This window comes from Chromobacterium sp. IIBBL 290-4 (genome assembly GCF_024207115.1).
GTDB lineage: Bacteria > Pseudomonadota > Gammaproteobacteria > Burkholderiales > Chromobacteriaceae > Chromobacterium.
In genome coordinates this window covers 66,354-80,824 of record NZ_CP100128.1, presented here as the reverse complement: position 1 = coordinate 80,824, position 14,471 = coordinate 66,354, and the positions used below count along the sequence as shown (strand labels likewise).

The following is a 14,471-nucleotide window of genomic DNA, read 5'->3' as shown; positions in this document are numbered from 1 at the left end:
GAAATGAGGCATGCGTTTCGGGTGGATTGTTAGCCAGAGTGATGTTGCTGGCTTGTTTGCTGGTGTTTGTCACACAGATGGCCACCACCGTGTATTTGCCGTCGCTGCCCCGGGTGATGGCGGAGCTGGTTTTGAGCAAGGCGGTGGTGGAGGCTTCCATCGCGGTGTTCGTCATCGGCGCGGCGCTGGCGGTGCCGATGTGGGGAGATGTGGCGCAGCGCCGGGGCCGCAGGGCGGCCTTGAACTGCGCGCTGTCTTTATTCGTGGCCTGCAGCCTGTTATTGGCTTTTGCGTCCTCCGGCGCGTCGCTGCTGTTTTTGAGAGCCGCGCAGGGCATCGCGGCGGGGGGCTGCGCCATTGTCGGGCGCATTCTGGCGCGGGATTTCTGGAGCGGCGACGAGTTGGTCAAGCGTCTGTCGCTGTTGTCCATTGCCTTCATCACCGCGATGGGCGGCGGCCAGTTCATCGGCGGCTTGATCGCCCAGTACGACGATTGGCGCCATGGCTTCCTGTTGCTGGCCGCATGCGGGGTCGGGATAGGGTTGCTGTCTCGCGGCTTGCCGCTGCAGGCTGGGCAAGCATCCGCCGGCGGCATGCTGGCCAGCTACCGGCGCTTGCTGAGGCGTCCCGGCTTTGTGCTGGCGTCTTGTTGCGGCGGGGCGGGCTTTGCCGCCATCGTGGTGTTGCAGCAGGCCAGCCCTTTCCTGTTCCAATTGCATTACCGGCTGTCGCCGGCCGTCTATGGCGCGATAGGCTTGTTGCTGGGCGCGGCGTATTTCAGCGGGGCGATGCTGGTCAACCGCAGCGTGATGCGGCTGGGCGCGGCCCGCTTGCTGCAAGCGGGCGCCTTGGGGGTGTTTGCCGCCGCGGCGCTGCTGGCGGGGCTGTGGAGCGCCGATGCGCTGGCCTTGGCCGGTTTCATCGCGCTGTATTGCGCGCTGACTTTCTGCCAGGCGGTGCTGTTTCCCAATAGCATGGCGTTGGCGGTGGAAGATGGCAAAGGCGAGGGCGCCCATGCCATGGCCCTGTGCGGTTTCCTGCTGCAGACCATAGGCGGCGTGGGCGCTTTGATGGCGGTGATTCTGGATGATGGATACGCCTGGACTATCGCCTTGGCCGGTTTGGGGCTGGTTTGCGGCGCGCTGGCATGGGCATGGTCGGCGCGCCGGGCCTAGTCGTTGCGGTAGTTCAGCCGCAGCGATTGCAGCCGGCCGTCGGCCTGGATCTTGTCCAGCGATGCCTGCAATCGTTTGGCCAGTTCCGGCGGGGTGGCCCGGTTGAGCGCGTACCAATACTGTTTTTTGCCGTCCAGCAGAAGGGCTGGGACGACGGTTTGTTCGGGTTGGTGCAACTGGCGCAGTTGCCAGGACATGGCCCAATCCAGCATGGCGACCAGCTCCACCCGGTGCAGCAGCAGTTTTTTCAGATTGGTGGCGTCATCGCGGCTGAGATCCAGATTGCCCCCGGCCTGGAAACCCAGGTCGGCCAGCTGATTGGCCGCGGCCGAGCCCGACATCGCGCCTATGCGGTAGCGGGCCAGGTCCAGGAGTCCGGCCACTTCGACTTCAGTGTTATCCCGCAGACGGTATAGATAGATCTTCCGCGGGCTGATGGGTCCGACCCATTGGAACTGGCTTTCGCGCTCAGGCGTGCGCACCGTCGTGTACAGCAAGGTGTTGGGCGTGTCTTTGACGATGGCGAGGGCTCGCAGCCAGGGCAGGGATTCGACTCTCAAGCGTATGCCTGCATCCTTCGCCGCCATTCTCAGCACATCGGTGGCGAAGCCCTTTACTTTGCCGTTTTCCGAATAATTCAGCGGCGGCACTTCTTCGGTGTAGGCGCGCAGCTCGTCCGCCGCGGCGGCGGGCAATATCCAGCACGCGCAGGCGATATAGAAACGTGTAAGCATGGTTGCGATGTCCCGCTTAATTGTGTTGATTGCAGCTTGGCTGGCGCGAGGCTGTTTACCCTCGGCGACGGAAGCTCAGCAGTAGCACGTCGCGGATCCCGTCCCGCGAGGGGTCGAGCTGAGCGATGGGCGTGACGCCATGCAGCACTCGCTCATCATTGATCAGCGCGATGTCCAGCGGATCGTTCAGCGTGAACTCGGCCAGCGGCTGACGCTCCAAATCAAATAGCTGGGTGGCGCCATTCACCAGATTGTTTCGCCGCACCATCATCATCATCAAGAAATGGACGCCGTCGCGATGCACGCCTTCCGGCGTAGGTTTGCCCGACTGCCGGTTTTTGGCCTCGATGCGGAACTGGTGCGCTTCGATATGCCAGTGGGTGTAGGGCGTCATTTTTCCGAAGACGGCGCAGCTCAGGCTCAGCAGCGCTTGCATGGTGGAGCCGTGCAGCACCTCGTTTCTCACCGGTTCGAAGTGCCGCGGCTGGCCGCCATTGAGCGGATTGTAATGCCGGCTTTGCACGTGCGGCTGATGCGCCTCGGCGCGGACATGTCGGGAGGAGGGAAAGGCGCTGAGCGTGGCGTGCAGGCGTTTGCGGTAATGCCCGCCATCCGCCATGTATTGGTCCAGATGCAGCTGGTTCCAGCTGTTTTGGAAGTCTGGCCAGTCGTCCAGCGCCTTGGGGTTTTGCTGCAGCAGCAGACGCCGCGTTTGCGCGGCGGGCAGCAGGCAGAAGTCTTGTCTGGCCAGTCGCTGGCAAATCGGCTCCAGCTGGGCTTCGTAGTCCGGGCTGGCGTAGGGGCGGTCGCTGATTGCGGAATCCATCTTGATGTCTTCTCCCTGTTGTTATTTTCAAATCATTGTGACGCATGGCGGCAGATTTAAAAACAGTTTTATCAGACAGGGGTTTTCGGGGCCGGACGGTGGCCTTGGCGCGGCCGGATCAATCCGGCAAGATGGATGCTGAAGTGTTTTCCGCCATTTTTTTGACATGACAAAGAGAGGATGCCGATGACGGTTTTCGCCATCGCCCGACGGTTTGCTTTGATCAGAATGCTCTGGGCCCGGCCTAGATTGGTCTTGTCCGCCTTGTTTGGCGCCGCGGCCATTTTATTGCTGCCCTACTGGGCGCCCATGCATGTTGTCACGCGTTACATCGTGGGCTGGAATGCCGGCGCCTGGCTGTATCTGGCGCTGATAGGCTGGATGATGTTCGGTCCGCGGCCCCGGCCGCTGCGGCAATGGGCCAAGCTGGAGGACGAGGGGCAGTGGCTGGTGCTGTTGCTGGTGTGCGCGGCGGCGGCGGCCAGCTTGAGCGCCATCGTGATGGAGCTGGCGGTGGTGAAGGATATGCACGGCTGGCTCAAGGGGGCGCATATTCTGCTGGCGGTGGCCACGCTGCTGTCGTCCTGGGCATTCACCCATGTGATGTTCGCGCTGCATTACGCGCGCGAGTATTACGCCGAATTGGCGCATGGGCGCAGCGGCGGCCTGGATTTTCCGGGCGGCGTCGAGCCGGATTACGGCGACTTCCTGTACTTCGCCTTCATCATCGGCACCTCGGGCCAGACTGCGGACGTCAGCTTCACCAGCGGCCGGCAGCGCAAAGTCGGCACCGCGCATTGCGTGCTGGCGTTTTTCTTCAATGCCACGGTATTGGCCTTGATGATCAATATCGCCGCGGGATTAATCTAAGGCGGGAGCGCGCAAACGAAAACGCCACCGGATGAGCGGTGGCGTTTTTTTGTTGGGCGTCGTCGCGATCAGGCTGTGGGCGGTTCGGTGTCCTGGAAGGAGGGGCGCGCGTACAGTCTCTGCAGCAGAGCGTCCAGATTAGGATGCGCGGACCGCCAGTCGATCTCCGGCGCGCGGAAATCCAGATAGCCCAGGCAGCAGCCGACGGCGATGTCGGCCAGGCTGTAGCCGTGGCTGGTGCACCAAGGCTTTTCGCCCAGGTCTTCAGACAGCGTGGACAGGCCGCGCAGTATTTTGCCGCGCTGGCGCTCCACCACTTCCTCCATCTGTTTCTCCGGCGGCCGGCGGCGCTCCAGCACGATGGCCACCATGGCGTCGATGATGCCGTCCGCCAGCGCTTCCCAGCGGCGGGCGCCGATCAGCTGGCGGTTGTCTTGCGGCAACAGGCGCGAGACCGGCGAGCTGTTCTCCAGATACTCGACGATGACGCGGGAGTCGTACAGGGTGGAGCCGTCATCCAGCTCCAGCACCGGCACTTTGCCCAGGGGATTGTACTCGGCGACGCGGGTGTCCGCGTTCCAGGGCACATCTTCCTCCAGCGGGCAGTCGATTTTCTTTTCCGCCAGCACGATGCGCACCTTGCGGGCGTAGGGGCTGGTCAAAGACGCGATCAGTTTCATGTTTTGGAGCGATGGAATGGTCGGTCGGAGGGCGGGCGCTGATCGGTCCCTCGGATCAGCAGTGCTTACTTTAGCGCAAGCCGCCCGGCGCTGAAAGCCCTACTTGAGCTCCACTTTGCCGCTGACCTGCAACTGCAGCTGGCTTTGGCCGGGTTGCAGATCCGGCTGGCTGACCGATTCCGCGGCCGGCGCGGCGGCCGCTTTCATCATCATGACCGGGGGGCGGAAACTGTGGTTTTGTTGGCCGATGTCCAGCTGGCGGATGTCCACCACGCTTTTGTCCAGCGCCTTGGCGGCCACTTCCGCCTGCTGTTTCAGGTTGGCGATGGCTTCGGGAATCATGCTTTGCTCGGCGGCGCGGCGGGCTTCGTCGGACACGCCGAATTGCACGCCTTCCAGCAGCATGGTCTGTTGCAATTTGGCGATCAACTCGGCGGCCTGGGCGAAGTCGCGGCTTTTCAGGTTGATCTCGGCGCGGCCTTGCCAGCCGGAGATCTTGCCGTTTTTGTCATAGCTGGGCCAGGTGTTGTAGCTGCCGGTGGACAGCTGGACTTTGCCGTAGTTGCGGCCGATGGCCAGGCCGTTGGCGGTGATCTTGTTCAATTTGTCGGCCAGGACGGCGGCCTGGCTGTTGCTTTGTTGCACATACAGCGAGGCGCTGATCTGGTCGTTGGCCACTTCGCGCTGCGCATTGGCGGACAAATTGAGCTGGATGCCGTCGGCGAAGGCCAGCGGCGCGGCGAGAGCGAGGATGGAGCAGAGGACTTGCGGTTTCATCTTGCCTCCTTGGGCATGCGAGCAATCCAGCTTGGATAGGGGGAATGCGGTCTGGGTTCCCCAAGACTGTAGCGGCAATGGATGACGAATGGAAAACAAAAACGGCCCGAGTGGGCCGTTTGGACAGATCGCATGCCGTTCAGGCGATGTATTCGTAGCCGGGCAGCGTCAGGAATTCGACGAAATCGTCCGACGTGGTCAGGAGGTCGAACATCTTAGCCGCGTCCTCGTATTGCTGGGTCCAGCGGCTGCCGTATTCTGCCTTCAGCTTGGCGATCTCGCGCTCCTGCAGCGAGCGGAACAGTTCCACCGTCACTTTGCGGCCGTCGTCCAGCACGCCCTTGGGCGAGCGTATCCATTGCCAGATCTGCGAGCGCGAGATCTCGGCGGTGGCGGCGTCTTCCATCAGGTTATGGATGGGCACGCAGCCGTTGCCGGAAATCCAGGCCCCCAGGTATTGGATGCCGACATTGATGTTCATCGACAAGCCGGCCTCGGTGATCGGCGCTTCCGGCTGGAAGTTCAGCAAATCGGCGGCGGCAACCTGCACGTCCGGGCGTTGCTTGGCGATCTGGTTGGGCGCGTCGTCCAGCACGGCGCTGAAGGCGGCGTCGGCGATAGGCACCAGGCCCGGGTGGGCCACCCAGCCGCCGTCGTAGCCGTCGGTGGCGTCGCGGTCCTTGTCCGCCTTCACGCCGGCCAGCGCTTTTTCATTGGCGGCCGCGTCGTTCTTGATCGGAATCAGCGCCGCCATGCCGCCTATGGCCGGAGCCTGGCGGTGGTGGCAGGTCTTCAGCAGCAGCAAGGCGTAGGCGCGCATGAAGGGCACGGTCATGGTGATCAGCGCGCGGTTGGCCAGGCAGAAGTCGCGGTTCTGCTTGAATTTCTTGATGCAGCTGAAGATGTAGTCCCAGCGGCCGGCGTTGAGGCCGGCGGAGTGCTCGCGCAGCTCGTAGAGGATTTCGTCCATTTCGAAGGCGGCGAGAATAGTTTCGATCAGCACGGTAGCCTTGATCGTGCCTTGCGGGACGCTGAGTTCGTTCTGGGCGAACACGAACACGTCGTTCCACAGCCGCGCTTCCAGATGGCTTTCCATCTTCGGCAGGTAGTAATAGGTGGCGCTGCCGTTTTCGCGCAGGTAATGGATGTTATGGAAGAAGGACAGGCCGAAGTCGAACAGGCTGCCGGATACGATCTCGCCGTCCACCTTGACGTGCTTTTCCATCAAATGCCAGCCGCGCGGCCGCAGCAGCAGGGTGGCGATGCTGTCGTTCAGCCGGTACTGCTTGCCTTCCGGGCTCTGGAAGGAAATGGTTTTGCGATAGGCGTCGCGGACGTTGATCTGGCCGGCAATCTGGTTGTCCCAGCTTGGACAGTTGGAGTCCTCGAAATCCGCCATGAAGCTTTTGGCGCCGGAGTTCAGCGCATTGATCATCATCTTGCGCTCAACCGGGCCGGTGATCTCCACGCGGCGGTCCAGCAGGTCTTGTGGCAGCGCGGCGATCTTCCAGTCGCCGGCGCGCACGGCGGCGGTTTGCGGCAGGAAGTCCGGCAGCTTGCCGGCGTCCAGCTCGGCTTGGCGCGTCGCGCGGGCGGCGATGCGTTCGCGGCGCGTGGCCTCGAAGCGGCGGTGCAGCTTGGCGATGAACTCCAGCGCTTCGGGGGTGAGGATCTCGGCGTAGGCCGGGGTGATGTCGGCGAGAACTTCCACGCCCTGCGGTAGCTTGACTGCCATGCGCTTGCTCCTGTTTGAGAGGGGAATAGACGGTTTTGCTGCATTGCAATGATTGACAGTCTATTCTGCTGGAAAGTAAAAAGAAATGACGAGAATGGCATAACATTTTTTACTTTTAGGTAGCTAATGAGCGAGTTGAAGCAGCTGGAAACCTTTGTCGCCGTGCTGGGCCTGGGCAGTTTGTCGGCAGCCGCGCGGCAGCTGGGCGTGGTGCCGGCCATGGTGGGGCGGCGTCTGGACGCCTTGGAGGAGCGGCTGGGCGTGCGCCTGTTGGTGCGCACCACCCGCAGCGTGGCGCCGACGCAGGAGGGCGAGGCTTTCTATGAAGATTGCCAGCGCATCCTGGCCGAATTGTCAGAGGCCGAGGCGGCGGTGGCCTCCGGCAGCGGCAAGGCGCGCGGCCATTTGCGCTTGTCTGCGCCGGCTGGCTTCGGCCGCCGCCATGTGGCGCCGCATGTGGCCGCCTTCCAGCGCCTGCATCCCGAGGTGAAGGTGACCTTGGACCTGTCGGACCGGCTGGTGGACTTGCAGCGCGACCGCATCGATTGCGCCATCCGCATTTCCGATCTGGCCGATTCCAGCCTGGTGGCCATCCGCCTGGCGGAGAACCGCCGCGTGGTGGTGGCCGCGCCGGCCTATCTGGCCAGCCATGGCGTGCCGCGCTCGCTTGAGGATTTACAGCGCCACAACTGCCTGTCGCTGGGCGAGAGCCAGAGCCGCGGCTGGAGTTTCATGGCGGATGGCCGGCTGGTGAACTTGAAAGTGTCCGGCGGGCTGGAGTGCAATGACGGCGCGGTGCTGCATGATTGGGCTTTGCAGGGGCTGGGCCTGGCTTGGCGTTCTTTGTGGGAGGTGAAGAACGACTTGTCGGATGGACGCTTGGCGACGGTGCTGGATGATTTCGCCTCGCCGGACTATCCGGTTTACGCCGTGGTGCCGCAGCGCCGTCTGCTGCCGGCGCGGGTCCGGCACTTCATCGAGCATCTCAAGAAAACCTATGCCCAGGCCGGCTATTGGGACTAGCGGTTTGCCGCGTCGCCGCGGTCTTGTTAAGGTAAGGCCTTGCCGCGCGAGGGGCCGCGCGATCCGAAGATGAATAAAGTGAACAAATACCATCAGATCTATTCCGATATCGCCGCCGATATCGACAACCAGCGTTACGCCCAGGGCGAGCGCATCCCGTCCGAATCCGAGTTGATGCAAAGCTATCAGGCCAGCCGCGGAACCGTGCGCAAGGCGGTGGACATGCTGCAGGAACGCGGCTACGTGCAGAAAATCCACGGCAAGGGCATGTTCGTGCTCAAGCCGGGCAATATCGAATTTCACCTCAGCGGCATCGTCAGCTTCCAGGAAATGAACGAGCGCATGGGCCGCCAAGTGGTTTCCCGCGTGGCGGAGCTGGCGAATGCGCCGGTGGACGCACCGCTGGCTCAGGCCACCGGCCTGGCGGAAGGAGAGGAGATCGTCCGGATCAAGCGGGTGCGCAATATCGACGGCGAAAACGTGATTCTGGACGTCAACCACTTCGTCGCCGAACTGATCCCCGGCCTGACGGAAGACATCGCCGCCGGTTCCATCTACCGCTACATCGAACAGGAGCTGGGGCTGACCATCAGCTACGCCCAGCGCATCATCGAGGCCCAGCCCTGCAACGACGACGACCGCCGCTACCTGGACCTGAACGGCATGGATCACGTCATCGTGGTCAAAAACCTGACCCACCTCTACGACGGCAGGCTGTTCGAATACACCGAGTCGCGCCATCGTTTGGACAAGTTTTATTTTACGGATATTGCTAGGCGGTAGTATTTTTCAGTAGTACTTGCGTGCTCGGAGTCATCATGGCGCAAGCCCCGGGAGCTGGGCTCATCGGGCAGGTGTGCGCATATATTGGATGGCTCAGCCGAAGGCAGATAGCGTAACTGGCTGATGGCCGGCTGGAGCGGAATGTTAAACATCGTTCGTATCCAGCATCTCGCCATTTTCCAAAGACTCAAGGTAGCACTCAAGGTTTTTCGCGATCTTCTCGAGGATGCTAGGCAGATACGGAACGAGGTCTTCAAAGCGTTCGGCAGCAGGACCACCATGGTAATACCTGCAGTGCTCCAAGATGTCCCTGCGTTCTTCGGTAGGTAGTTGTGACAACGGATCTCGGTCGTTATAGTCGTGAAGGCCGGACAGATGGATGAATGCACACCCGAATTTGTACACGGCCTGTGTCCAACCTTGAAGTGACTGAGCAAGCTCAACCATTTCCCTATCCGTGACCTTCGCGCGCGAAGCTTCTTGCGACCATTTCTCGCCGCGTACTGACGCGCCGATTAGTAGTTCCCGGCGCTCTGAGTTTTGCGTGAGCAAGTAAATCACACGGACCATTGAATCTAGTTCTTGCCGCAGCACGGCAACCATTTGCCCTGCAAGTCTGGCGCTGGCAAGTAGTCCCATTGCTTGCAGATGCTCCCGCGAGCGGCTGCGGACTTGGCGGAGGAAAATGGTGAGATTCGACATGGGAGTCCTAATTATTACTTAGCAACCCGAAATGTCGGGCGGCCATCATATTTTGGCCCGCAAGAAATATGCTGTAAAGATTTTCATATTTAAATCATTGTGATAGCGTATATGTCGCTTATTGTTTTGGCTTAAAGCTGGACGAAATACACCATTTGCCAGTGGCTGTGTACTTGCCGGATGCGCTGAAGGGAAAATATTCCCCTGCCAGCTGGGAATGGGGGGGCGCTATGTGCTCCGGATATTGATGGTCGCAACCCGGCGGAACTCCCGGCAAAGCCGGGATTCCGCCCTACGGGAGACGGTATTTGTAGGGTGGATGCCCCGCAGGGCGGTCCACCGCTAATCGTAGAATGGATTGAATGAGACAGGCCCGGTGCGGAGTCATCCGCCCGGGCCTTTGTTTTGCCGCTGTTGCGAAATGGCGGCAGTCGGTTTGACTTTTCGCAAACTCGTACAGACGAGTGTTGACCATCTCGTATGTACGAGTTAATTTGCCCTTGATTGCCATGCAGACAATCACCACGAACAGGCGGATTTCGGGCATCGTGAATGGGCGTTGACCCGCCGCCGCGACAAAGGGACAGGGAGGGACGATGAGTCACGACTATCAAGCGATCGCCGCGCAGATACTGCAAAACATCGGCGGCGCGGCCAATATCCGCCAGGCGGCGCACTGCCTTACCCGGCTGCGCATTTCATTGCTCGACGAATCCAAGGTGAGCGGGGACGCGCTGCGCCAGGTGGAGTTGGTGAAGGGCCATTTCAGCAATGCCGGGGTGTTTCAGATCGTCATCGGCGCCGGCGACGTGGACCGCGTCTACGCCGAAATGGTGAAGCAGGGCGGCGTGGCGCGCGCCACCATCGCCGACGTCAAGGCCAGCGGCGACGCCAAGCAGAACCGGCTGCAGCAGCTGGTCAAGGTGTTTTCGGACGTGTTCATGCCCATCTTGCCGGCCATCGTCATCGCCGGCCTGCTTATGGGCGCCAACAATCTCTTGGGCGCCAAGGGCATGTTCATCGCGGACAAGAGCCTGTTGGACGCCTATCCGGGCCTGTCGGGCTTGTGGGGGCTGATCAATATGATGGCCAACACCTCTTTCGTGTTTTTGCCGGCGCTGGTGGGCTGGTCGGCCGCCAAGCGCTTCGGCGGCAGCGAGATTCTGGGCATCGTGCTGGGCCTGCTGCTGGTGCATCCGGACTTGCTCAACGCCTGGAACTACGGCAAGGCGGCCGCCGGGCTGGACGGCGCGTCGGTGCCTTACTTCGACCTGTTTGGCCTGCATATCGAGAAGGTGGGCTACCAGGGCCAGATCCTGCCCATCCTGGCTGCTGCCTGGGTGATGTGCCGCGTCGAGCTGTGGTTGCGGCCGCGGGTGCCTAACGCGGTGCAGCTGCTGGTGGTGCCCATCGTCACCATCGCGGTGAGCGGTTTTCTGGCCTTGGCGGTGATCGGCCCCTTGGCCCGCCACCTGGGCATCGCCGTCACCGACGCGCTGGTTTATGTGTTCAATCTGGCGCCGTGGCTGGGCGCGGCGTTGTTCGGCGCGCTGTACGCGCCGCTGGTGCTGACCGGCATGCACCACATGTTCATCGCGGTGGACTTGCAGCTGATTGCCAGCCAGGGCGGCACCTTCATCTGGCCGATGATCGCGCTGTCCAATATCGCCCAGGGCAGCGCCGCGCTGGCGATGTTCTGGCTGGCCAGGAGCGTCAACGACAAGAATATGGCGTCCACCTCGGCGATATCGGCCTTCTTCGGCATCACCGAGCCGGCGATGTTCGGCGTCAATCTGCGCTACAAGCTGCCGTTTTACGCGGCGCTGGCCGGCTCCGCCTGCGCGGCGGTGCTGATCAGCCTGGGCCACGTCAAGGCTTCCGCCATCGGCGTCGGCGGCCTGCCGGCCTTCATCTCCATCATTCCGCAGTACATTCCTCTGTTCCTGGCGGGCATGCTGGTGGCCTTGATCCTGCCTTTCGGCCTGACCTGGCTGCTGGCGCGCCGCCAGCTGGCCGCGGCTCCTCAGGAAGAGGCTGCGCAGAATGGCTAAGGACATGAAACAGGCGGTGGTGTACCAGATCTACCCCAAGAGCTTCAGCAGCCATCGCAAGCAAGCCACCGGCGATCTATTGGGCGTGGTGGACCGGCTGGACTACCTGGCCTGGTTGGGGGTGGACTATCTGTGGCTGACGCCGTTCTACCGCTCGCCGCAGCACGACAACGGCTACGACGTCAGCGACTACTACAGCATCGATCCAGCCTACGGCAGCATGGCGGATTTCGAGTTGCTGCTGGCCGAGGCCAAGCGGCGCGGCATCGGCGTGATGCTGGACATCGTGGTCAACCACACTTCCACCGAACACGCCTGGTTCCAGCAGGCCTTGCAGGGCAGGGGCAACCCGTACCGCGATTTCTACATCTGGCGCGACGCGCCCAACAACTGGCAGTCCAAATTCGGCGGCAACGCCTGGGAGAGGGATGAAGCCAGCGGCCAGTATTACCTGCATCTATTCGATAAGACCCAGGCTGACCTCAACTGGGAAAACCCGGCGCTCCGCCAGGCCGTGTTCGAGATGATGCGTTTCTGGCGCGACAAGGGCGTGGCCGGCTTCCGGCTGGACGTGATCAACCTGATCTCCAAGGACCCGGCGTTTTCCGAGGACGACAGCGACGGCCGCCACTTTTACACCGACGGCCCGCGCGTGCATGAATACCTGCAGCAGATGCACCGCGAGGTGTTCGCCGGCCATGACTTGCTGACCGTGGGCGAGATGTCGTCCACCTCGCTGGAGCATTGCATCGCCTACAGCCGGCCGGAGCGGGGCGAGCTGAGCATGACCTTCAACTTCCACCATCTGAAGGTGGATTACCCGGATGGGCAGAAATGGCGGCCGGGGAGGGTGGACTTCATCGCGCTCAAGCGCATCCTGTCCGACTGGCAAATTGGAATGCACGCCGGCGGCGGCTGGAACGCGCTGTTCTGGTGCAACCACGACCAGCCGCGCGCGCTGTCGCGCTTTGGCGATGATGGCCGCTACCGGACCGAGTCCGCCAAGATGCTGGCCACCGCGCTGCACGGTCTGCAGGGCACGCCCTATATCTACCAGGGCGAGGAAATCGGCATGGCCGATCCGGGCTTCGTCGACATCGGCCAACTGCGCGACGTGGAAAGCCTCAATGCCTATCGCCAGCTGTTGGCGGAGGATTTCAGCGATGCCGAGGCGATGGCGGTGATACGCCAGCGCTCGCGCGACAACGCCCGCACGCCGATGCAGTGGGATGACGGCCCGCATACCGGTTTCAGCGCAGCCGAGCCGTGGCTGGCCGTGGCGGCGGATGCGGCCGAAATCAATGTGGCAGCCGCCATCGGCGACAAACAGTCCACGCTGCACCACTACCGGCGCTTGATCCAGCTGCGCAAGCAGTATCGGGTGTTCGCGGATGGCGACTACCGCTGCTTGACGCCGGACCATCCCAGCCTGTGGGTCTACACCCGCCGCTGCGGCGACGAGATGCTGCTGGCAATCAACCACTTCGGCGGCGACGAGCTCCTTTGTCCGCGCCCGGCTGAGCTGGTGCCGGCTGGCTGGGTATTGGAGCTGCTGTTGTCCAACTATCCGCCGCAGATGGACGGCCAGCTAAGGCCCTGGCATTCGCTGCTGTACCGGGCGACGCCGCCAGCCGCGATCTAAGCGCGCCATCCCCCTAACACCTCCCCTCATGCCGGCTGGCAAGCCGGCAGGGCGGAGCTTTGCCCGAAGAAAACGGGCGCCATCATCCATTGGGACAAGGAGATGAGAATGAGGACGAAAACCATCAACTGGCTGTGCGTGCTGCTGCCGCTGCTGGGGACCTGCCTGCCGGCCTGGGCCGACGATGCGCCGGCCGCCGCACCAGCGCCGCAGATCAGCGCCGAGCAACTGAGCGGCGCGGTGAAGCAGGCGCTGGACGAGATGGGCTTCCAGTTTGACGGCTATCTGCGCAGCGGCTTCTACGGCAGCTCCGGCGACAATCAGCCCAAGGGCCAATACCAGCTGGGCGGCGATCTGCAGCATTTCCGCCTCGGCAACGAGGGCGATACTTATATAGAGTTCGGCATCGGCAAGAAGTGGACGCTGGGCAATGGCGTCAGCTGGGGCGCTTACGTGATGCCCACCATCTACAACGGCAAGACCAGCGCTTCCCAGGTCTACGGCTACATCAGCGGGCTGGAGTTCGCGCCCAATCTGACCTTGTGGGCCGGCCAGCGCTACCACCGCATCCAGGACATCCATATCGTGGACAACTGGCTGATGCAGGACGGCGACAACTACGGCGCCGGCGTGGACGGCATCGCCGTCGGCAAGGCCAAGCTGAATCTGTCGGTGTCTTCGTCCGGCAGCTACGCCAATGACAATGCCACGCCCAATAACGCGCGCCGCGCCAACTTCCAGCTGACCGGCATCGACACCAACCCCGGCGGCAAGCTGACCTTGACCGGCGCGGCCATCAGCGGCGACTTCGCCATCGGCAAGCCGGGCGCGGCGCTGGGCCTGCTGCATAATCAGAAGGACTTCCTGGCGCAGGGCGTCAACAACTCCTTGTTCCTGCAAACCTCCAGCGGCCACGCCTCGCTGTCCGGCCAGTTCTACAATCTGGACAATAGTGGGGCGGCGCAGGCCGGCGCGCGGCAGAGCCGCATCGCCGACGTGCTGGACTGGCAGCGCGGGCGCTTCGGCGGCCAGGCGCTGCTGGGCTGGCAGACGACAGCGCCGGACAATGCTGCCAAATACCGCGACGCCACCGTGGGCGGACGGCTGTCCTACGGCGTGGCGGCCAACGTCAAGCTGCTGACCGAAATCGGCCTGACCAGCCGCGATGCCGACAGCCAGCCGCTGCAGCGGCTGAACAAGGCGACGCTGGCGGTGGCCTTCGCGCCGAACACCGATTTCTGGACCCGGCCGGAGCTGCGGCTGTATGTCAGCCATTACAATTGGAACAATGCGGCGGCGCAGGCCAATCTGACCAGTTTTGCCGCCAATGGCCGCACCCAGGCCACGACTTTCGGCGCGCAGATCGAAGCTTGGTGGTAAGCGCGGCTTGAGCGGTTTTGCGCAGGCGGGTTTACGGTGCTGCGACATATGTCGCGGCACTTTGCGTTTGGGCGGCGGTCTGTGCTGGATAGG

General features: G+C 62.5%; 14 protein-coding genes. 7 read left to right on the top strand and 7 right to left on the bottom strand.

All coding sequences use genetic code 11. The features are described 5' to 3' along the window. Positions 1 to 41 precede the first annotated feature (41 nt). Positions 42 to 1,175, top strand: coding sequence for an MFS transporter (locus tag NKT35_RS00350; RefSeq protein WP_254297827.1), 1,134 nt, complete (start codon positions 42 to 44; stop codon positions 1,173 to 1,175). On the opposite strand, the gene NKT35_RS00345 is transcribed toward NKT35_RS00350, so the two are convergent. From NKT35_RS00345 to NKT35_RS24290, 3 genes are all read right to left on the bottom strand, one after another. Continuing rightward, positions 1,172 to 1,909: a substrate-binding periplasmic protein gene (locus tag NKT35_RS00345; protein WP_254297826.1), complete on the bottom strand. Its 738-nt coding sequence runs from the start codon at positions 1,907 to 1,909 to the stop codon at positions 1,172 to 1,174. The two genes, NKT35_RS00350 and NKT35_RS00345, sit on opposite strands and share 4 nt — an antisense overlap. A 55-nt stretch (positions 1,910 to 1,964) precedes the next feature. Beyond that, the gene (locus NKT35_RS00340; protein WP_254297825.1) at positions 1,965 to 2,735 is read right to left on the bottom strand and encodes a 2OG-Fe dioxygenase family protein; all 771 of its coding nucleotides are present in this window, start codon (positions 2,733 to 2,735) and stop codon (positions 1,965 to 1,967) included. 71 nt (positions 2,736 to 2,806) lie between these two features. Next, positions 2,807 to 3,019 carry a hypothetical protein gene (locus tag NKT35_RS24290; protein WP_505190897.1) on the bottom strand — a complete coding sequence of 71 codons (213 nt, stop codon included), beginning with the start codon at positions 3,017 to 3,019 and terminating at the stop codon, positions 2,807 to 2,809. A gap of 25 nt (positions 3,020 to 3,044) precedes the next feature. Here NKT35_RS24290 and NKT35_RS00335 point away from each other — a divergent pair, with 25 nt between their 5' ends. Continuing rightward, positions 3,045 to 3,605, top strand: a complete 561-nt coding sequence (locus NKT35_RS00335) for a DUF1345 domain-containing protein (protein ID WP_505190896.1) — start codon at positions 3,045 to 3,047, stop codon at positions 3,603 to 3,605. Positions 3,606 to 3,673: 68 nt separating this feature from the next. Here the strand turns inward: NKT35_RS00335 and NKT35_RS00330 are convergent, their stop codons facing one another. The 3 genes from NKT35_RS00330 to aceB all read right to left on the bottom strand — a co-directional run bounded on the left by NKT35_RS00330 (position 3,674) and on the right by aceB (position 6,797). Beyond that, a complete protein-coding gene (locus NKT35_RS00330) occupies positions 3,674 to 4,285 on the bottom strand; it encodes a glutathione S-transferase (RefSeq protein WP_254297823.1) in 612 nt (203 codons plus the stop codon). Between the two features lie 99 nt (positions 4,286 to 4,384). After that, positions 4,385 to 5,062, bottom strand: a complete 678-nt coding sequence (locus NKT35_RS00325) for an SIMPL domain-containing protein (protein ID WP_254297822.1) — start codon at positions 5,060 to 5,062, stop codon at positions 4,385 to 4,387. A gap of 139 nt (positions 5,063 to 5,201) precedes the next feature. Continuing rightward, entirely contained in the window at positions 5,202 to 6,797 is a 1,596-nt protein-coding gene (aceB, locus tag NKT35_RS00320) for a malate synthase A (protein WP_254297821.1), read from the bottom strand. 126 nt (positions 6,798 to 6,923) lie between these two features. On the opposite strand from aceB, the gene NKT35_RS00315 reads away from it, so the two are divergent. Beyond that, positions 6,924 to 7,820, top strand: a complete 897-nt coding sequence (locus NKT35_RS00315) for a LysR family transcriptional regulator (protein ID WP_254297820.1) — start codon at positions 6,924 to 6,926, stop codon at positions 7,818 to 7,820. 69 nt (positions 7,821 to 7,889) lie between these two features. Next, positions 7,890 to 8,603, top strand: a complete 714-nt coding sequence (treR, locus tag NKT35_RS00310; protein ID WP_254297819.1) for a trehalose operon repressor — start codon at positions 7,890 to 7,892, stop codon at positions 8,601 to 8,603. 144 nt (positions 8,604 to 8,747) lie between these two features. On the opposite strand, the gene NKT35_RS00305 is transcribed toward treR, so the two are convergent. After that, positions 8,748 to 9,305 (bottom strand): hypothetical protein, encoded by a 558-nt coding sequence (locus NKT35_RS00305; protein WP_254297818.1) that lies wholly within the window; start codon positions 9,303 to 9,305, stop codon positions 8,748 to 8,750. Between the two features lie 596 nt (positions 9,306 to 9,901). Between NKT35_RS00305 and treP the strand changes: the two genes are divergently transcribed. From treP to NKT35_RS00290, 3 genes are all read left to right on the top strand, one after another. Then, positions 9,902 to 11,356 (top strand): PTS system trehalose-specific EIIBC component, encoded by a 1,455-nt coding sequence (gene treP / locus NKT35_RS00300; RefSeq protein WP_254297817.1) that lies wholly within the window; start codon positions 9,902 to 9,904, stop codon positions 11,354 to 11,356. Then, entirely contained in the window at positions 11,349 to 12,998 is a 1,650-nt protein-coding gene (gene treC, locus NKT35_RS00295) for an alpha,alpha-phosphotrehalase (protein ID WP_254297816.1), read from the top strand. Before treP ends, treC begins: the two co-directional genes overlap by 8 nt. A 108-nt stretch (positions 12,999 to 13,106) precedes the next feature. After that, positions 13,107 to 14,378, top strand: a complete 1,272-nt coding sequence (locus NKT35_RS00290) for a carbohydrate porin (protein WP_254297815.1) — start codon at positions 13,107 to 13,109, stop codon at positions 14,376 to 14,378. Positions 14,379 to 14,471 lie beyond the last annotated feature (93 nt).

Bases quoted from the DNA above. Each gene is read 5' to 3' on its own strand.
- NKT35_RS00325 (WP_254297822.1), bottom strand. From the start codon at position 5,062: ATGAAACCGCAAGTCCTCTGCTCCATCCTCGCTCTCGCCGCGCCGCTG.
- treR (WP_254297819.1), top strand. From the start codon at position 7,890: ATGAATAAAGTGAACAAATACCATCAGATCTATTCCGATATCGCCGCC.
- NKT35_RS00340 (WP_254297825.1), bottom strand. From the start codon at position 2,735: ATGGATTCCGCAATCAGCGACCGCCCCTACGCCAGCCCGGACTACGAA.
- treC (WP_254297816.1), top strand. From the start codon at position 11,349: ATGGCTAAGGACATGAAACAGGCGGTGGTGTACCAGATCTACCCCAAG.
- NKT35_RS00315 (WP_254297820.1), top strand. From the start codon at position 6,924: ATGAGCGAGTTGAAGCAGCTGGAAACCTTTGTCGCCGTGCTGGGCCTG.
- NKT35_RS00335 (WP_505190896.1), top strand. From the start codon at position 3,045: ATGCATGTTGTCACGCGTTACATCGTGGGCTGGAATGCCGGCGCCTGG.
- aceB (WP_254297821.1), bottom strand. From the start codon at position 6,797: ATGGCAGTCAAGCTACCGCAGGGCGTGGAAGTTCTCGCCGACATCACC.
- NKT35_RS00290 (WP_254297815.1), top strand. From the start codon at position 13,107: ATGAGGACGAAAACCATCAACTGGCTGTGCGTGCTGCTGCCGCTGCTG.
- NKT35_RS00330 (WP_254297823.1), bottom strand. From the start codon at position 4,285: ATGAAACTGATCGCGTCTTTGACCAGCCCCTACGCCCGCAAGGTGCGC.
- NKT35_RS00305 (WP_254297818.1), bottom strand. From the start codon at position 9,305: ATGTCGAATCTCACCATTTTCCTCCGCCAAGTCCGCAGCCGCTCGCGG.
- NKT35_RS24290 (WP_505190897.1), bottom strand. From the start codon at position 3,019: ATGGCCGCGGCGCCAAACAAGGCGGACAAGACCAATCTAGGCCGGGCC.
- NKT35_RS00350 (WP_254297827.1), top strand. From the start codon at position 42: ATGTTGCTGGCTTGTTTGCTGGTGTTTGTCACACAGATGGCCACCACC.
- treP (WP_254297817.1), top strand. From the start codon at position 9,902: ATGAGTCACGACTATCAAGCGATCGCCGCGCAGATACTGCAAAACATC.
- NKT35_RS00345 (WP_254297826.1), bottom strand. From the start codon at position 1,909: ATGCTTACACGTTTCTATATCGCCTGCGCGTGCTGGATATTGCCCGCC.